This window comes from Vogesella lacus, from assembly GCF_979366295.1.
Genome location: NZ_CEETQT010000003.1, coordinates 199,437 through 215,475, shown reverse-complemented (window position 1 = coordinate 215,475; position 16,039 = coordinate 199,437). Strand labels below are relative to the sequence as shown.

The following is a 16,039-nucleotide window of genomic DNA, read 5'->3' as shown; positions in this document are numbered from 1 at the left end:
CTGACTGGCGGACTCGCCAAGTGCGATACCCGCGCTGACATTTCGCCAGCATCAGCAAGGTGCCGCCGGCCTTGCGGCCAACCTTGCCTGTCAGCCGGCCTTATTGGCTGGCACGGTCGCCCGCAAGCAACTCGGCGAGTATGGCTCTGCCTACTTCAAGCGGATCAGGCGCCAGCGCATCGCAATTCGTGAGGATGGCCAGAAAGAGGCCTTGCTCTGGCACTCGTGCCATATAGCTGGCGAAGCCATTGATACCGCCATCGTGGTCGATCAGCCGATTGCCCTGGAAATCCTGAATCTCGAAGCCGAAGCCGTAACTGCCGGCGCTGCCGTCTGCAAGCTGGCAGGGGCTAAACATTTTTTGCCAGGCGCTCGCGCCGAGCAGGCGGCCTGTGGCAATAGCGTTTTCCCAGCGCAAGAGGTCGTCGACATTCGACAGCAAATCGCCAGCGGCAAACGGCACCGACATGTCGATGGGCGCGGCCTCGCAGACAAGATCATCTTCAACCGAATAGCCGCTGACACGTGCCAGCGCTGGCTGATCGCCCTCGACTGCCGTGGCGTTCATCCCCAGCGGCGCAAAGACCTGCTGCGCCATAAATGAGGCATACGACTGCCCCGATACTGCCTCGATAATCGCACCAAGCAGGCAATAGCCCGAGTTGCTGTATGACCAGCCGCTACCCGGGGCAAATTGCAGCGGGGCTGATTTAAAGAGGTCGATCAAGGCCCAAACGGTATGAGGTGTTGCCATCAGCTCGTCGAACTCATCCAGCTCGGTATAACACGGGATGCCCGAGGTGTGGTTTAGCAGATGTTCTACGGTGATGCGGTGGCCTTGCGCCGGATAGTCGGGCAGAAAGCGGCCAATATCATCATGCAGAGACAGCAGGCCACGCTCGATCAGCAGCATCACCGCGGCCGCGGTGAATTGCTTGCTGAGGGAGCCAATGCGGAAAATCATCGCCGGCTGCAGCGCTTGCTGCCGGCTTACGTCGGCCAGGCCATAGGCTTGGCGGTGAATGAGCTTGCCGGCCTCGGCCACCATCACCACTGCACCGGGGGCTTGTGGCGGGTAGTGGCGGGATAGCAGATCGTCAATGCGTTTATCAATCACGGTGTTCATTATCGGAGGCGTGAGCCTTGGCTGAGTGAGTTTGCGGATGCTGGCTGCACAAGGGCGGGCTGTTTTGCCGGCCTTGATACCAGTCACAGCCATTCGTGACTGCCAATGCCCAAAAGTTTCAATAGCCACAGGAATACGCAAAGATTTCACCGCCAACAGCAAGATCACGCGCAGCTATCTGCCAGCACAGCAAGTTTTACCAGCGTGCTTTGCTGTGCTTCAGACCGCATGCCGACATGCGGCCAACCCTATAAGACAAAACGCCGCAATTAAGACAAAACGCCGCAATCGCGGCGTTTTGTCACTTCGGCACGGGCAGTCACTGCCCTGCTGTCTTATTTGATGGCCAGGCTCAGCGAGTCGGCGGTGGCATCCAGCAGCTGGAATTCCGGATGACGCGGCAGCAGCGCCTTGGCACCGGCACCGGTGGCAAAACGCAGGCTGACGCCGGCTACCGGCTGGATCTGCCAGTTGTTGTCGCGGCTCGGGTTCACCTTGCCTTCGCTGGCCAGATACTGCGCCAGTGCTTCGCGGTTCTCGTCCGGCGCATCGACGACGATCTGCTTGCCATTCAGGCCGGCAAAGTTGCCGCCACCGCTGGCGCGGTAGTTGTTGGTCACCACCAGGAAGGTCTGGCTGTCATCCAGCGGCTTGCCCTGATAGCTGAGGTTGACGATGCGGCGGGCGTCGGCTGCGGCCAACTTGCCGTCCATGTCATAGCGCGATGGCTGAGTGACATCGATCTGGTAGCTCACGCCGTCGATGGTGTCGAAGTTGTAAGAGCGGAAGTCAGCGTTGATCAGCTCTTGCACCGCTGCGCCTTTCGGGTCGATGCGGTTGAACTGGCCGGCCGAGCGTTCCAGCCATTCGCGCACGTCACGGCCGCTGACTTTGACGATCTTCACGGTGTTCGGATAGATGTAGAGGTCAGCCAGATTCTTGATGGCCAGCGGGCCGGCCGGGATATCGGTGTAGTAGCTCCAGCCCTGACGGCCACCAGCCTTGAATGGCGCGGCAGCAGACAATAGCGGCAGCTTTTCGTATTCGGTGCCCTGTACGGCGCGGCGCGCGTACCAGAGCTGGGCCTGCGACACCAGCTGCACCGACGGATCATCCGCTACCAGCGCAAAGTAGCTGTAGATCGGCGCGGTGGTTTCTGCCACGCGGCCACGCACATAGCTGAGGGTGTCTTCGTGCACATGGCCGATCAGCTCTTGCACCATCGGGTCGGCACCAACCAGCGGCTTTTTGTTCTTGCGGTCGAAAATCGGGCGCAGCGCCGACTGGCTGCCCTGCACCTGCCAGCGGCCGTCTACCTTGTCCAGCGAGAGGTCTACCACGCCCAGATGATCACCCCAACGGCCCGGCATCACCGCAGCCACGCCATTGATGGTGCCGCGTGTGATATCGACTTTCGGATAGGCCGCAAAGCTGGCGGACGGGAATTCGGCATGGGCGTGGCCAAACAGGATGGCATCAATGCCCGGCACTTCGGCGAGGCCGGCCACCGAGTTTTCGGCAAAGCGTGGCTGCTCGCCTTTCTCGAAGCCGCTGTGCGGCACGGCCACGATGATGTCCGCGCCTTTTTTCTTCATTTCCGGCACATAGCGGCGCGCGCTTTCGAGGATGTCATGCGCGACGACCTTGCCTTCGAGATTGGCCTTGTCCCACATCATGATCTGCGGCGGCACAAAACCGATCACGCCGATGGTGACTTTCTGCACCTTGCCGTTTTCGTCTTTCAGCTGGCGCTTGAGCAGGGTGTAAGGCTGGAACAGCGGCTTGCCGGTCTTGGCGTCGCTGACGTTGGCCGACACATACGGAAAGCCGGCGCCCTTCAGCGAGTTTTTCAGGAAAGGCAGGCCGAAGTTGAATTCGTGGTTGCCGATATTGCCGGCATCGTATTTCAGCGCGTTCATCACCACATAGGCTGGGTGACGCTCGCCTTTTTTCAGTGGCTTGATCTTGGCCACCAGGTCGCCCATCGGGCTGCCCTGCAGCAGGTCGCCGTTGTCGATCAGCAGGCTGTTGGCGGCCTCGGCACGCGCGGCCTTGATCAGGCTGACAGTCTTGGCGAGGCCGAATTCGTCGGTACTCTTGTCCTGGTAGTAGTCGTAGTTGACCAGGTTCATGTGCAGGTCGGAGGTGGCCAACAGGCGCAGTTTGACCGGCGCAGCCCAGGCGGTGCTGACGGCCAGTGCCAGCAGGCTGGCGGCGAAATAGCGGGTTTTCATGGTGTTTCTCGTGCTGTATGCCGGCATTGATGCCGGTCGCGTGGGACACGCCGCCCGACTGGGCGGCGATGGGGGCGCAAGTGTGCCGCAAAGCCATGTCAGTCGCAAGCGGCAAGCACGCTGACATGGCAGGCGGCAAAGACTCAGAGCAGGCCTTCTTCTTTCAATGCCTGCTGCACGGCCGGACGGGCCGCAATGCGAGCGCTGTATGCCTGCAATACCGGCCAATTGTCGATATTGCGGCCAGCATTCTTGGGCCACGACAGGCAGACAAACAGATAGCCATCCGCCACGCTGAAGCCACTCTCCAGCAGGTAGTCACGCTGGCTCAGCCAGCCCGACAGCAAGTCAAAGCGTTGGCTCAGGCGCTGCCAGGCAGCCTCTTTGACAGCGTCGTCCTGACTGTTAAACAGCGGCGAGAAGTTCTTGTGCACCTCGGTCGAGACGAAGTTCAGCATCTCTTGCAGACGGTAGCGGGCTAGTGTGCCATTGGCTGGTGCCAGCTGTTTTTCCGGTACGAGATCGGCAATGTACTGCACGATGGCCGGGCCCTCGGTAAGCAGTTCGCCATTATCCAGCAGCAAGGCCGGCACATAGCCCTTGGGGTTGATGGCACGGTAGTCGTCGCCGCTGGCAGTCAGCCGTGGCTCGGCGCGCAGATTGACCTTTTCGGTTTCGTAGGCGAGGCCGGCTTCGGCCAGGGCGATATGCGGGGACAGCGAGCAGACACCGGGGGAGAAATAAAGCTTCATGACGACTCCTGAAAGGTTGGCCGCAAGGTTACGGCGACTCACCGAGCATAGGCGCGTCAAATGACCGTAACAAGACAGGATGGCAGAACACAGTGTGCGCCCTGCCCGTCGCGGCCACGGCTGCAACAGGCAGGCTCAATCGCCCAGCGTGCGCCGCTCGTACATCGCCTGCGCCAGCGTGCCGGGGTCGACATATTCCAGCTCGCCACCCACCGGCATGCCGCGTGCGATACGGGTGACTTTCAGCCCCTGACGCTTGAACAGCTCGGCCAACAGGTGTGCCGTCACCTCGCCTTCGGCGGTGAAATTGGTGGCGATGATCACCTCCTGCACCTTGCCGTCGCTGGCGCGGGCGACCAGTTTTTCCAGATCGAGATCTTTCGGCCCGACGCCATCCAGCGGTGACAAGCGCCCCATCAGCACGAAATACAGGCCGTCGTAGCTCTTGGTCTGCTCCAGCATCAAGAGGTCGGCCGGCATCTCGACCACGCACAGCAAGTCCTGCCGCCGCGTTTCATCGGCACAGACATTGCATAGCGGCACCTCGCTGAAGGTGTGACAACGCTCGCAATGGCGCAGGCTCAGCAAGGCCTTGTCTAGCGCGCGCGCCAGCTTGTCGGCACCGGCGCGGTCGCGCTGCAGCAGGTGAAACGCCATGCGCTGCGCCGATTTGGGGCCGACTCCGGGCAGCACTTTCAGCGCCGAAATCAGCTGATCGAGCGAGGGCGGGTTTTTCATGGGGCTTCCTCAAGGTTGGCCGCAACAAAGCCGGGGGCAAAACGCACCATCAGCCATTCATCGATATAGTCGTCGCCACGTTTGTAGGCGGCCCGCTGGGTGCCTTCATGCACAAAACCGAGCTGGCGGTATAACGCCTGCGCCCGCGGATTGTCGGCCTCGACCATCAGCTGCACGCGCTGCACGCCGGCGGCAAACAGCTGGCTGACGGCATGCTCGACCATCTGCCGGGCAATGCCCTGCCCTTGCCGCGCCGGGTCCACCGCCAGCGTACCCAGATAGGCGACATGGCTGGCGCGGCCGTCGTAACGCAGCGTGCGGTAAAAACCGACCAGCTCGCCGCCGTCTTCGACAGCATGAAACTGGCCGTCAGCCAGCAGCGTGGCGAGATAGGCAGCGAAGTCGTCGCGGCTCATGCCGTCGACACTCAGATAAGGCAAGACGCCCGGGTGCTGATAGATGCGGTAGATGGCATCCAGATCAGCCGGACGGGCGGCGCGATAGTGCAGCATGGCGGGCTTTCCGGTGACAAGCAAATGGCCGCAAGCCATGACAGCATTGCGGCCAACGTTTCACGCGCTGAAGATCAGAACGGGAATTTCATGCCTGCAGGCAGGTTCATGCCGGCGGTGAACGAGGACATGCGTTCCTGGCTGGTAGCATCGGCCTTGCGGCTGGCGTCGTTGAAGGCGGCAGCGATCAGGTCTTCCAGCATTTCCTTGTCTTCCTTGGCGTCTTCCAGCAGGCTGTCGTCGATGCTGACACGCTTGACGTCATGGCTGCAGGTCATCACCACCTTGACGAGACCGGCACCGGCCTGGCCTTCGATTTCGACCTTGGCCAGTTCTTCCTGCGCCTTTTTCATGTTTTCCTGCATTTGCTGGGCTTGCTTCATCAGCCCGGCGATACCGGCTTTACCAAACATCTTCATTTACTCCTGAACGGGTTGTATGGTCTCGGGCAGCAAGGTGGCGCCCATTTCCTGCACCAGTTGCTGCACCAGCTTGTCGTTCTGGAACAACTGCCGCGCTTCGGCCAGTTGTTCACGTTTGCCGCGTGCGGCCAGCATTGCCGGTGTTTCCACCGTCAAGGCCTCGACCGTCACGCTGATCTGTACCGGCTGGCGCAGGTGTTGCGTCAGCAGGTTACGCAGTTTTTCCTGATAGTCGCGACTGGCAAAACTGCGGAAAGATTCCGGCACGGCCAGTTCGAAAGTCTGGCCATTCCAGCTTTTCAGTGCCGCGTTTTCGGCCAGCATGCGCGCGGTGCCCATGCGTGGGCCCAGCAGCGTGATCAGCGCATGCCAGTCACCGTCAAAGCTGCTCTGGGGCGGCGGTGCGGCCTCGTACAGCGCCGCATCGGCCTCGGCCTGCATGCTCATATAGGAAGCCAGCTCGCTGTCGTCTTCGACCGGCTGGACTTCCAGCACTTCTTCCGGCTCGCGCTCGTCGTCGGCTTCTTCAGGCACGGCGACCGGCGGGGCAACCGCGGTCACTTGCGCGGCAGCTGGCGACGGCGGCGCCGGCTGTACTAGCGGCTGATCCTCCCACGGTGCGGGCTCGCGTTCAGCCGGCTGACGACCAGGGTTGGCCGCAAGCGCAAGCGCTGGCGCAACGCGCGCAGGCTCGGGTTCCGGCTCGGGCGCGGTGGCAGGCTCGCTGCCGGCAGCTGAGCGCTCGGGCAGACTGCGCGCCGCTTTCGGGCTGGACAGACTCGCCAGCAAGGCCTTGCTGCGACTGGCGGCGGCCGGCGCGGCAGCGCTATCAAGCGGCTTTGCCGCCTGTGGCGCGGGCGCAGACCTTGTAGCCGCGGCGGCGGGCGTCGGGTTGGCCGTCATCAGGCTGCCACCTTGTACCGGATGAAAGGCCAGCATGCGCAGCATGGTCATCGAGAAGCCGGCGTGTTCGTCCGGCGCGAGTGCCAGATCACGCCGGCCATGCAGCGCGATCTGGTAGTACAGCTGTACGTCTTCGGGTGACAGCTCGCCAGCCAGCGCAAACAGCACTTCGCGCTCGGGCTCGTCCTCGGCAATCGCTGCCGGCACCGTCTGCGCCAGCGCAATCTGGTGCAAGAGATTGGCCAGCTCGGCCAGCGCATTGTCAAAACCGATGCCGCGTGCGGCCAAGGTTTCGACCTCGTCGATCAGCCGGGCGCCATCAGCGGCCGCCAGCGCTGCCAGCAAGGCAAACAGATAACGTTTGTCGACCGCACCCAGCATGGCGCGCACGCCGTCTTCCTTCACTTCGCCAAGGCCATAGGCAATTGCCTGATCCAGCAAGGACTGCGCATCACGCATCGAACCAGCCGCCGCACGGCCAAGCAAGGCCAGCGCGCCGCTTTCGTAGGGCACGCCTTCGACATCGAGCATATGCGCAAGATGGCTGGCCACCTGCTGCGGCGTCATATTGCGCAGCGAGAATTGCAGACAACGACTGAGCACCGTTACCGGCACTTTTTGCGGGTCGGTGGTGGCAAGGATGAACTTGACGTGGGCAGGCGGCTCTTCGAGGGTCTTCAGCATCGCATTGAAGGCACTTTTGGACAGCATGTGCACTTCGTCGATGATGTAGACCTTGTAGCGGCCCATGGTCGGCGTGTACTGGGCGTTTTCCAGTACCTCGCGGATATTGTCGATGCCGGTATTGGACGCGGCGTCGATCTCGAGCAGATCGACAAAGCGACCGCCGTCAATCTGGGTACACGCCTGGCAGACGCCACACGGCTCGGCCGTCGGCCCCTGCTCGCAATTGAGGCTCTTGGCCAGAATGCGGGCGATGGTAGTCTTGCCGACACCACGCGTACCGGTCAGCAGGTAGGCGTGATGCAGGCGTGATTCTTTCAGCGCATTGGACAGCGCCCGGATTACATGCTCCTGACCAACCAGGTCAGCAAAGCGTTTCGGGCGCCACTTGCGGGCGAGCACTTGATAAGTCATGGCGGCGATTCTAGCAGCTTGTGCCGCCTTGTGGCAGGCACAAGCTGGTCAGTTCACGGGGCCAAAGGTGCCGGCGCAAACTTGGCCTGCAGATAACGCGCGCGGATTTCCTGCGACATTTCGTGCGCCACCATCGCATACAGCGTGCTCTTGTTGTAGCGCGTGGTGGCGTAGAAATTGTTCAGGCCCAGCCAGTAACGGGTGATGCCTGGCGAGACCTCCAGCGGCACCAGCACGGCCAGCGCCTTGTCGCTGACGTCGGCCAGCGGCACCACACCACGGGCTTTCAGCTCTTTCACCGTGTAATGCAGGTTGAACTTGTCCTTGTTCAGCGCCTCGATGTCGGCCTGTGGTGTGACCTCGGCCGGAATCACCACATCGTCGCCTTTCAGCCAGCCATGCAGCTGGAAGTAGCTGGCGACACTGCCAATGGCGTCGGCCGGGTTATTCCAGATATCGCGATGGCCATCGCCATCGAAATCGACTGCCCACTTCAGGAAGCTGGACGGCATGAACTGCGGAATGCCCATCGCGCCGGCGTAGCTGCCCTTCAGTGTCAGCGCATTGATGTTTTCCTCGCGGGCGAGGCGGAAAAACGCCGTCAGCTCGTCACGGAAAAACGCGGCGCGGCGCGGGTAGTCAAAGGCCAGCGTCGACAAGGCATCGGCCAGACGGAAGCTGCCGGTCACCTGGCCATAGCGCGTCTCGATGCCGATGATGGCCACCACCATCTCGGGCGGCACACAATAAACCTGCTCGGCACGCTCCAGCGTGGCGGCGTGCTGCTGCCAGAACGCTACGCCCTGGTTGATGGTCTTGTCGGTGAAAAAACTCTGGCGAAACTGGTACCACGGCCGCGCGGTCGAGGGGCGGTCCATGATCTGGATGATATTGGGCTTGAGTTCGACATTGGCGAACACCGCCTCCATCTCGGCACGGTTCAGCTGGCCGCCGGCGACTTGTTCGTCGATATAGCGCTGCACATCGGCGCGAGCAAGAAAGCCGGCATCCGCCAGCGCCGGCATGGCGGCGAGGCCGGCCATGACGGTGCAGGCACCAGCAACAAAACGGGAAAATCGGGACATGCCGTCTCCAGGTCAATGATTAAAGTTGGCCGCAAGGCAGCAGATTCGGTGGCAGCTTAACGCAAATGGCGGGCGGCAATAAAACCGGGGCTAATCCTGATAGCTGAGCGCGCCCGACAGCAGCCGCGCGGTGATGTCGACAATCGGAATCACCCGCTCGTAGGCCATGCGCGTCGGGCCGATGACACCGAGAGTGCCGACCAGCTGGCCGTTGCGGTGATACGGCGCAGTCACCACGCTGCAATCGCCAAGCGTCATGACACCGGACTCCTCGCCGATGAAAAGGTTCACCCCCTGCGCACCGCGGCTTTGCTCCAGCAGGCGCATCAGCTCGGTCTTGCGCTGGAAGGTATCAAACAGCTCGCGCAGGCGCTGCAGGTCGTGACTGAAGTCATGCACATGCAAGAGATGGCTCTCGCCGGCAATCACCACCTCGTCCTCGCCCAGCTGCTGCTGGCTGATGCGCAGCGCCGCCGTCATCAGCGCGCTGATATCGCCCTGCAAGCTGGACAACTCCTGCTCCATGCGAGCCAGCACCTCGGCCAAGGCCTGGCCGGCGTAGTGCTCGTTGAGGAAGTTGGCCGCAGCTATCAGCTCGTGGCTTTCGTAGTCACGCGGGGTGTGAAACAGGTGGTTCTGCACATCACCGTCCAGCGTTACCAGAATCATCAGCACGCGGCGCTCGGACAGGCGCAAGAATTCGATCTGGCGAAACGCACCGTCGGCACGCTGTGGCGTCAGTACCACGGCGGCAAACTGGGTGAGATCGGCCAGCATTTGCGAGGCGGTCTGCAGCATGCGCTGCGGGCTGTCCGGCTGCATCGCATGCTGCATGCCATGCAGGGTCGCCTCATCCAGCTGGCCTATGGTCAGCAGGCGATCGACAAACAGCCGGTAGCCCTGCGGCGTCGGCACCCGCCCGGCCGAGGTGTGCGGCGAGGCGATCAGGCCCTGTTGCTCGAGATCGGCCAACATATTGCGGATCGAGGCCGGCGACAGCTCCAGCCCCGACACGGTCGCCAGTGTTCTGGATGGCACCGGCTGGCCGTCGGCGATATAACGCTCGACCAGCACTTTCAGCAAAAATTGTGTGCGTTCGTTCAGCATATTGTTCATTCTGTCATGGCTGGCGGTTGCTTCATAGCCGGCACGCCTGCCGGCATTCGGCATTTATGCAACGTTGGCCGCAAGGCGGTTTGTGCGATAATCCGCGGATTCACAACAGGATATGTGTACGCCAGCCACAAGCTGCAAGGCCGTCCGGCAAATTAGATTTGGCAGGCCACCTGAAAACGTACATAATCAAATTCATCCTGAACATTACCGGTTTACCGATACGGAGCAAGCATGGCAGAACGCACCGAAGACAAGAGCAAGGCCCTCGCGGCCGCCCTGGCCCAGATCGAAAAGCAGTTCGGCAAGGGCTCGATCATGCGCATGAGCGACAACCAGGTGCATGACAACCTGCAGGTGATCAGCACCGGCTCGCTCGGCCTTGACCTCGCCCTAGGCGTAGGCGGCCTGCCACGCGGCCGTGTCGTCGAGATCTACGGCCCGGAATCGTCCGGTAAAACTACCCTGTGTCTGCAGGTGGTGGCCGAAGCGCAAAAACTGGGCGGCACTTGCGCCTATATCGACGCCGAAAACGCGCTCGATCCGTCCTACGCGCAAAAGCTGGGCGTCAAGGTTGACGAGATGCTGATCTCCCAGCCGGACACCGGCGAACAGGCGCTCGAAATCGCCGACATGCTGGTTCGCTCCGGCGGCGTGGACATCATCGTGGTCGACTCGGTGGCCGCGCTGGTGCCTAAGGCCGAAATCGAAGGCGAAATGGGCGACAACCACGTCGGCCTGCACGCCCGCCTGATGAGCCAGGCGCTGCGCAAGCTGACCGGCAATATCAAGCGCACCAACACCCTGGTGATCTTCATCAACCAGATCCGCATGAAGATCGGCGTGATGTTCGGCAGCCCTGAAACCACCACCGGCGGTAATGCGCTGAAGTTCTACGCCTCGGTGCGTATGGATATCCGCCGTATCGGCGGCATCAAGAAGGGCGACGAGGTCATCGGCAACGAAACCCGCGTCAAGGTGGTGAAGAACAAGGTATCGCCACCGTTCCGCGAAGCCATCTTCGATATTTTCTACGGCGAAGGTATCAGCCGCGAAGGCGAAATCATCGATATGGGCGTGGAGCACGGTTTCATCGACAAGTCCGGCGCCTGGTATGCCTACAAGGGCCAGAAGATCGGCCAGGGCAAGGACAATACCCGTGGCTGGCTGAAAGACAATCCGGCCATCGCCCAGGAAATCGAGCGCCAGATCCGCGAAAAAGTCGGCGTCAAAGTCGAGATCACCGAAGGTCAGCCGGATGGTGACGAACTGGCGGACGATCCGTTCGACGCCTGATGAACAGCGACCGCCCCAAACCGGTCAGAAGCCTCCAGGTCCGAGCCGTCGACCTTCTGTCCCGCCGCGAATACACGCGGCTGGAACTGAAGCGGCGGCTCGCGCCGTTTGCCGAATCGGCAGAAGAGCTCGAGGCCCTGCTCGACAGCCTTGCGGCCAACCTCTGGCAATCCGACAGCCGCTTTGCCGAGCAGTTTGCCAATGCTCGCGGCCGCAAATACGGCAGCCTGCGCATCGCCCAGGAAATGCGCGAACGCGGCGTCGAGCGCGAGCTGATCAAGGAAACCCTGGCCGCACAGGATGACCTGACTACCGCCCGCGAGATCTGGCAGCGCAAATTCGGCGAGGCACCTGCCGACCAGAAAGAACGGCTGAAACAGACCCGTTTTCTCGCAAGCCGCGGTTTTTCGGCCGAAATCATCCGCAAGGTACTGCAAGGCCTGCCGGACGAAGAGTATTGAATCGCGCCGGATGCCGGCCAGGATCACCGGCCAAAACACTGGCCTAACCGCCCCATCCACGCGCCTGACACCCTGCACACCTTGCGCCAGCCGACACCCTGCACACCTTGCGCCAGCCGACACCTTGCTGCAGCGCGACTGCACACCCGCCCGAACGCGACACTTGCCAGCCGGCCAGCCGCTTGCCACAATCGGGCATCGCTTTTTTTGCCTTGCAGCACACGGTATGCGGCTGCAGTCCGAATTCACTCAAATTATTGAATCCGCACAATGAAAACCTCAGCAATCCGCCAGAAGTTTCTCGACTTCTTCGCCAGTAAAAACCACCAGGTGGTGGCTTCCAGCAGCCTGATTCCGGGCAATGATCCGACCCTGATGTTCACCGTGGCCGGCATGGTGCAGTTCAAGGACTTGTTCCTCGGCTTTGAAAAGCGCGACTACACCCGCGCCACCACCAGCCAGAAATGCCTGCGCGCAGGCGGCAAGCACAACGACCTGGAAAACGTCGGCTACACCGCCCGTCACCACACCTTCTTTGAAATGCTGGGCAACTTCAGCTTTGGCGATTACTTCAAGCATGACGCCATCACCTTTGCCTGGGAATTCCTGACCGGCGACCAGTGGCTGGCCCTGCCAAAAGACAAGCTGATGGTGACGGTTTACGCTACCGACGACGAAGCCTATGACATCTGGCACAAGGTCGTCGGCCTGCCGGCTGACAAGATCGTCCGCATCGGCGACAACAAGGGTGCGCCATACGCCTCCGACAACTTCTGGACCATGGGCGACACCGGCCCGTGCGGCCCATGTACCGAGATCTTCTTCGACCATGGCGAAGACGTTGCCGGCGGCCCACCGGGCAGCCCGGACGAAGACGGCGACCGTTTCATGGAAATCTGGAACAACGTTTTCATGCAGTTCAACCGCGACGAGACCGGCACCCTGCACCCGCTGCCGAAGCCGTCCGTCGACACCGGCATGGGCCTCGAGCGCCTGTCCACCGTGCTGCAGCACGTAAAGTCCAACTACGAAACCGACGGTATTGCCTGCCTGGTGAAAGCCGCCGCGCGCGAAACCGGCATTGCCTACAGCCAGGACGTGCCATCGCTGAAAGTGATTGCCGACCACATCCGTGCCTGCTCCTTCATGATCGCCGACGGCATCCTGCCGTCCAGCGACGGCCGCGGCTACGTGCTGCGCCGCATCGCACGCCGCGCTATCCGCCACGGTTACAAACTGGGCCAGAAAGGCCTGTTCTTCCACAAGATCGTGGCTGACCTGGTTGCCGAAATGGGCGATGCCTATCCGGAACTGCGCCAGAAGCAGGCCGTGATCGAAGACGCGCTGCGCACCGAAGAAATCAAGTTTGCCGAAACACTGGAAACCGGCATGGCGCTGGTAGATGCTGCGCTCGAAGGCGGCAAGACCCGCATGGATGGCGACACCATCTTCAAGCTGTACGATACCTTCGGCTTCCCTGTCGACCTGACTGCCGACATCTGCCGCGAGCGCAATATCGAAGTCGACATGGACGGCTTCGAGTGCGCGATGGAAGAGCAACGTACCCGCGCCCGCGCCGCCTCGGCCTTCAAGGTCGCCGGTAATGTCAGCTACGACGGCATCGACACTACCTTCCACGGCTACAGCAATAACAGCGTGGATGCCAAGATTGTTGCGCTGTACAAGGGCACCGAGCCGGTACAGAACCTGGCCGCAGGCGATGAAGGTATCGTCGTACTCGACAACACCGCCTTCTATGCGGAAGGTGGTGGCCAGGTGGGTGACGTCGGCGAGATCTCCGTTGCCGGCGGCGTTGGCGCGCTGTTTGATGTTGCCGACACCCAGAAAATCAAATCCGCAGTATTCGGCCACACCGGCCGTCTGGCCCGTGGCGAGCTGAAAGTCGGCGACGTGGTGCAGGCTACCATCGACCTGCACAAGCGCCAGGCCACTGCACGCAACCACTCGGCGACTCACCTGCTGCACGCTGCACTGCGCAAGGTGCTGGGCACCCACGTTGCCCAGAAAGGCTCGCTGGTTAATGCCGAACGTACCCGCTTTGACTTCGCCCACGGCCAGCCGGTCACCGCCGAAGAAATCGCCGAACTCGAGCGCGTGGTCAATCACGTGATTGCGGCCAACTATGATGTGCAGGCTCGTGTGATGTCGTTTGACGACGCCGTCCGTGCCGGCGCGATGGCACTGTTTGGCGAGAAGTACGGCGACGAAGTGCGCGTACTGTCGATGGGCGAATTCTCTGCCGAACTGTGCGGCGGCACCCACGTTGGCCGCACCGGCGACATCGGCTTCTTCAAGATCGTCTCCGAAGGCGGTGTCGCGGCCGGCGTGCGTCGTATCGAAGCCGTAACCGGCGAAGGTGCGGTTGCTTACGTCCAGGCACAGGATGCGCTGCTGAAAGCCGCCGCTGCCGGCCTGAAGGCGCAGAGCACCGACGACGTACTGGGCAAGATCGGCGCGCTGCAAGCCGACATGAAGGCAATGGAAAAAGAACTGGCCAGCCTGAAAGGCAAGCTGGCGGCTTCGGCTGGCGACAGCCTGGCCGAACAGGCTATCGAGATTGGCGGCGTCAAGCTGCTGGCTGCCGAACTCGAAGGTGCCGACACCGCCACCCTGCGTGACACACTGGACAAGCTGAAAGACAAGCTGGGTTCGGCGCTGATCGTACTGGGCAGCAAGGCAGACGGCAAAGTCTCGCTGATTGCCGGCGTCACCAAAGACCTGACCGGTCGCTTCAAGGCTGGCGAGCTGGTCAACCACGTCGCCCAGCAAGTGGGCGGCAAGGGTGGCGGTCGTCCGGACATGGCGCAAGCCGGTGGTACCCAGCCGGAAAATCTGGCTGCCGCACTGGCCAGCACCAAAGACTGGCTGGCAGGCAAATAATCGCCACAGCAAGCAAAACAGCCCGTCACCGACGGGCTGTTTTTATTTGTACGCTGCAATGGCTGATGAGGGCTTGGCAGCCATCTCTATCGCCAGCCAGGATCTGAACTCAGGCCAGCAAACGTGCACACCAGAAGCCGAATGCCGTCAGCAAGAGCGAACCGAACAGATGCAGCGCCGACGCCAGCAAGGCCTCGCCATAGCGCGAATGCTGCACGAGGGAAATTATTTCCAGCGAGAACGTCGAAAACGTCGTCAAGGCCCCGAGAAAACCGGTCAGCAACAAGGCACGCCACTCGGGCAGCCAATGCGGGTTGGCCGCAAACAAGCCAGCCAGCAAACCGATCAGATAGGCACCAATCCAGTTGGCCAGCAAAGTCCCCGGCGGGATCAGCGGAAACAGGCGATTCAGCGACAAGGACAAGCCCCAGCGCAACCACGCACCCAGCACCGCCCCGACCGCGATAGCCAGCATCTGTCCGAACATGGCTTCTCCTTTGCGTACACATGCGAAAAAGCCCGCTATCAGCGGGCTTTTGGTGTTTTGGCTCCCCGACCTGGACTCGAACCAGGGACCTGCGGATTAACAGTCCGTCGCTCTACCGACTGAGCTATCAGGGAACATCACAACTTGTTTGAAGACTCGCCTTGCGGCCAACCTTCCAGATTTTTGGCTCCCCGACCTGGACTCGAACCAGGGACCTGCGGATTAACAGTCCGTCGCTCTACCGACTGAGCTATCAGGGAACATCACAACTTGTTTGAAGACTTGCTTTACAGCCAACCTTCCAGATTTTGGCTCCCCGACCTGGACTCGAACCAGGGACCTGCGGATTAACAGTCCGTCGCTCTACCGACTGAGCTATCAGGGAACATCACAACTTGTTTGAAGACTCGCCTTACGGCCAACCTTCCGGATTTTGGCTCCCCGACCTGGACTCGAACCAGGGACCTGCGGATTAACAGTCCGTCGCTCTACCGACTGAGCTATCAGGGAACACACAACTTGTTTGAAGACTCGCCTTGCGGCCAATCTTCCAGATTTTGGCTCCCCGACCTGGACTCGAACCAGGGACCTGCGGATTAACAGTCCGTCGCTCTACCGACTGAGCTATCAGGGAACATCACAACTTGTTTGAAGACTCGCCTTACGGCCAACCTTCCGGATTTTGGCTCCCCGACCTGGACTCGAACCAGGGACCTGCGGATTAACAGTCCGTCGCTCTACCGACTGAGCTATCAGGGAACACACAACTTGTTTGAAGACTCGCCTTGCGGCCAACCTTCCAGATTTTTGGCTCCCCGACCTGGACTCGAACCAGGGACCTGCGGATTAACAGTCCGTCGCTCTACCGACTGAGCTATCAGGGAATTGCCGTAAAGAGGTGCGCAGTTTAG

Annotated in this window: 14 protein-coding genes and 7 tRNA genes; 4 read left to right on the top strand and 17 right to left on the bottom strand. The window is 61.3% G+C overall.

Annotated features, from left to right (window positions below; genetic code table 11):
• Positions 1 to 100: 100 nt before the first annotated feature.
• Both ACZ9W6_RS05120 and ACZ9W6_RS05115 read right to left on the bottom strand, forming a co-directional pair.
• The gene (locus tag ACZ9W6_RS05120) at positions 101 to 1,126 is read right to left on the bottom strand and encodes a serine hydrolase domain-containing protein (protein ID WP_465189993.1); all 1,026 of its coding nucleotides are present in this window, start codon (positions 1,124 to 1,126) and stop codon (positions 101 to 103) included.
• Positions 1,127 to 1,461: 335 nt separating this feature from the next.
• Positions 1,462 to 3,360: a bifunctional 2',3'-cyclic-nucleotide 2'-phosphodiesterase/3'-nucleotidase gene (locus ACZ9W6_RS05115; RefSeq protein WP_465189992.1), complete on the bottom strand. Its 1,899-nt coding sequence runs from the start codon at positions 3,358 to 3,360 to the stop codon at positions 1,462 to 1,464.
• Here ACZ9W6_RS05115 and ACZ9W6_RS05110 point away from each other — a divergent pair.
• A complete protein-coding gene (locus tag ACZ9W6_RS05110) occupies positions 3,359 to 3,484 on the top strand; it encodes a hypothetical protein (protein ID WP_465189991.1) in 126 nt (41 codons plus the stop codon). The genes ACZ9W6_RS05115 and ACZ9W6_RS05110 overlap by 2 nt on opposite strands.
• A gap of 19 nt (positions 3,485 to 3,503) precedes the next feature.
• Here the strand turns inward: ACZ9W6_RS05110 and gstA are convergent, their stop codons facing one another.
• From gstA to hrcA, 7 genes are all read right to left on the bottom strand, one after another.
• A complete protein-coding gene (gene gstA, locus ACZ9W6_RS05105; RefSeq protein ID WP_465189990.1) occupies positions 3,504 to 4,112 on the bottom strand; it encodes a glutathione transferase GstA in 609 nt (202 codons plus the stop codon).
• Between the two features lie 135 nt (positions 4,113 to 4,247).
• Positions 4,248 to 4,850: a recombination mediator RecR gene (gene recR, locus ACZ9W6_RS05100; protein ID WP_465189989.1), complete on the bottom strand. Its 603-nt coding sequence runs from the start codon at positions 4,848 to 4,850 to the stop codon at positions 4,248 to 4,250.
• Positions 4,847 to 5,362: a GNAT family N-acetyltransferase gene (locus tag ACZ9W6_RS05095; protein ID WP_465189988.1), complete on the bottom strand. Its 516-nt coding sequence runs from the start codon at positions 5,360 to 5,362 to the stop codon at positions 4,847 to 4,849. Before ACZ9W6_RS05095 ends, recR begins: the two co-directional genes overlap by 4 nt.
• Positions 5,363 to 5,436: 74 nt before the next feature.
• Positions 5,437 to 5,775 (bottom strand): YbaB/EbfC family nucleoid-associated protein, encoded by a 339-nt coding sequence (locus ACZ9W6_RS05090; RefSeq protein WP_465190118.1) that lies wholly within the window; start codon positions 5,773 to 5,775, stop codon positions 5,437 to 5,439.
• 6 nt (positions 5,776 to 5,781) lie between these two features.
• Positions 5,782 to 7,785, bottom strand: coding sequence for a DNA polymerase III subunit gamma/tau (gene dnaX, locus ACZ9W6_RS05085; protein WP_465189987.1), 2,004 nt, complete (start codon positions 7,783 to 7,785; stop codon positions 5,782 to 5,784).
• Positions 7,786 to 7,838: 53 nt separating this feature from the next.
• Positions 7,839 to 8,870 carry a lytic murein transglycosylase B gene (gene mltB / locus ACZ9W6_RS05080; protein WP_465189986.1) on the bottom strand — a complete coding sequence of 344 codons (1,032 nt, stop codon included), beginning with the start codon at positions 8,868 to 8,870 and terminating at the stop codon, positions 7,839 to 7,841.
• Between the two features lie 90 nt (positions 8,871 to 8,960).
• Complete coding sequence (gene hrcA, locus ACZ9W6_RS05075) at positions 8,961 to 9,977, bottom strand: heat-inducible transcriptional repressor HrcA (protein ID WP_465189985.1); 1,017 nt, start codon at positions 9,975 to 9,977, stop codon at positions 8,961 to 8,963.
• Between the two features lie 240 nt (positions 9,978 to 10,217).
• On the opposite strand from hrcA, the gene recA reads away from it, so the two are divergent.
• The 3 genes from recA to alaS all read left to right on the top strand — a co-directional run bounded on the left by recA (position 10,218) and on the right by alaS (position 14,641).
• On the top strand, positions 10,218 to 11,279 hold the full coding sequence (recA, locus tag ACZ9W6_RS05070; RefSeq protein WP_465189984.1) for a recombinase RecA: 1,062 nt from the start codon (positions 10,218 to 10,220) through the stop codon (positions 11,277 to 11,279).
• Positions 11,279 to 11,740, top strand: coding sequence for a recombination regulator RecX (gene recX / locus ACZ9W6_RS05065; RefSeq protein ID WP_465189983.1), 462 nt, complete (start codon positions 11,279 to 11,281; stop codon positions 11,738 to 11,740). Before recA ends, recX begins: the two co-directional genes overlap by 1 nt.
• Before the next feature lie 270 nt (positions 11,741 to 12,010).
• Entirely contained in the window at positions 12,011 to 14,641 is a 2,631-nt protein-coding gene (gene alaS / locus ACZ9W6_RS05060; RefSeq protein WP_465189982.1) for an alanine--tRNA ligase, read from the top strand.
• 109 nt (positions 14,642 to 14,750) lie between these two features.
• On the opposite strand, the gene crcB is transcribed toward alaS, so the two are convergent.
• The 8 genes from crcB to ACZ9W6_RS05020 form a co-directional block, all read right to left on the bottom strand.
• Positions 14,751 to 15,128 carry a fluoride efflux transporter CrcB gene (crcB, locus tag ACZ9W6_RS05055; RefSeq protein WP_465189981.1) on the bottom strand — a complete coding sequence of 126 codons (378 nt, stop codon included), beginning with the start codon at positions 15,126 to 15,128 and terminating at the stop codon, positions 14,751 to 14,753.
• Positions 15,129 to 15,186: 58 nt separating this feature from the next.
• Positions 15,187 to 15,262 (bottom strand) — tRNA-Asn (locus ACZ9W6_RS05050).
• Between the two features lie 50 nt (positions 15,263 to 15,312).
• A tRNA-Asn gene (locus ACZ9W6_RS05045) sits at positions 15,313 to 15,388 on the bottom strand.
• 49 nt (positions 15,389 to 15,437) lie between these two features.
• Positions 15,438 to 15,513 (bottom strand) — tRNA-Asn (locus ACZ9W6_RS05040).
• Positions 15,514 to 15,562: 49 nt separating this feature from the next.
• Positions 15,563 to 15,638 (bottom strand) — tRNA-Asn (locus ACZ9W6_RS05035).
• Between the two features lie 48 nt (positions 15,639 to 15,686).
• Positions 15,687 to 15,762: transfer RNA gene (locus tag ACZ9W6_RS05030), tRNA-Asn, on the bottom strand.
• 49 nt (positions 15,763 to 15,811) lie between these two features.
• Positions 15,812 to 15,887, bottom strand: a tRNA-Asn gene (locus ACZ9W6_RS05025).
• Positions 15,888 to 15,936: 49 nt separating this feature from the next.
• Positions 15,937 to 16,012, bottom strand: a tRNA-Asn gene (locus ACZ9W6_RS05020).
• Positions 16,013 to 16,039: the final 27 nt, after the last annotated feature.

Excerpts from the sequence above, each read along its gene's own strand:
- ACZ9W6_RS05120 (WP_465189993.1), bottom strand. The coding sequence starts at position 1,126 with ATGAACACCGTGATTGATAAACGCATTGACGATCTGCTATCCCGCCAC.
- ACZ9W6_RS05110 (WP_465189991.1), top strand. The coding sequence starts at position 3,359 with ATGGTGTTTCTCGTGCTGTATGCCGGCATTGATGCCGGTCGCGTGGGA.
- ACZ9W6_RS05115 (WP_465189992.1), bottom strand. The coding sequence starts at position 3,360 with ATGAAAACCCGCTATTTCGCCGCCAGCCTGCTGGCACTGGCCGTCAGC.
- gstA (WP_465189990.1), bottom strand. The coding sequence starts at position 4,112 with ATGAAGCTTTATTTCTCCCCCGGTGTCTGCTCGCTGTCCCCGCATATC.
- recR (WP_465189989.1), bottom strand. The coding sequence starts at position 4,850 with ATGAAAAACCCGCCCTCGCTCGATCAGCTGATTTCGGCGCTGAAAGTG.
- ACZ9W6_RS05095 (WP_465189988.1), bottom strand. The coding sequence starts at position 5,362 with ATGCTGCACTATCGCGCCGCCCGTCCGGCTGATCTGGATGCCATCTAC.
- ACZ9W6_RS05090 (WP_465190118.1), bottom strand. The coding sequence starts at position 5,775 with ATGTTTGGTAAAGCCGGTATCGCCGGGCTGATGAAGCAAGCCCAGCAA.
- dnaX (WP_465189987.1), bottom strand. The coding sequence starts at position 7,785 with ATGACTTATCAAGTGCTCGCCCGCAAGTGGCGCCCGAAACGCTTTGCT.
- mltB (WP_465189986.1), bottom strand. The coding sequence starts at position 8,870 with ATGTCCCGATTTTCCCGTTTTGTTGCTGGTGCCTGCACCGTCATGGCC.
- hrcA (WP_465189985.1), bottom strand. The coding sequence starts at position 9,977 with ATGCTGAACGAACGCACACAATTTTTGCTGAAAGTGCTGGTCGAGCGT.
- recA (WP_465189984.1), top strand. The coding sequence starts at position 10,218 with ATGGCAGAACGCACCGAAGACAAGAGCAAGGCCCTCGCGGCCGCCCTG.
- recX (WP_465189983.1), top strand. The coding sequence starts at position 11,279 with ATGAACAGCGACCGCCCCAAACCGGTCAGAAGCCTCCAGGTCCGAGCC.
- alaS (WP_465189982.1), top strand. The coding sequence starts at position 12,011 with ATGAAAACCTCAGCAATCCGCCAGAAGTTTCTCGACTTCTTCGCCAGT.
- crcB (WP_465189981.1), bottom strand. The coding sequence starts at position 15,128 with ATGTTCGGACAGATGCTGGCTATCGCGGTCGGGGCGGTGCTGGGTGCG.